This window comes from Mesorhizobium sp. M1A.T.Ca.IN.004.03.1.1 (assembly GCF_003997555.1).
Taxonomy (GTDB): domain Bacteria; phylum Pseudomonadota; class Alphaproteobacteria; order Rhizobiales; family Rhizobiaceae; genus Mesorhizobium.
The window spans coordinates 1-233 of the sequence record NZ_RZTV01001159.1 but is presented as its reverse complement, the minus strand read 5'-3'; the positions used below and the strand labels follow the sequence as shown (position 1 = coordinate 233).

Below are 233 nucleotides of genomic sequence, written 5' to 3'. Positions count from 1 at the left end.
GCACTACATGGCCGGCCATCGCATGCAGGTGATGACCAACTCTTTTGCCATCGCCGAACATCTGGTGAAGCATTCCAAGAACACGGTGACGGTGCCGGGCGGCGCGATCTATCGTGAACAGAGCCTCATCCTGTCGCCTTTCGACAATGACGCGATCCGCAATTTTTATGCGCGGCGGATGTTCATCGGCGCGCAGGGCGTCGGCCCGCTCGGCATCATGGAGGCGGATGCCC

Annotated in this window: 1 pseudogene; it reads left to right on the top strand. The window is 60.5% G+C overall.

The annotated features are described in order from the left end of the window. Positions 1-233 (top strand): annotated as a pseudogene (locus EOD29_RS35325) (DeoR/GlpR family DNA-binding transcription regulator); the annotation flags it as partial.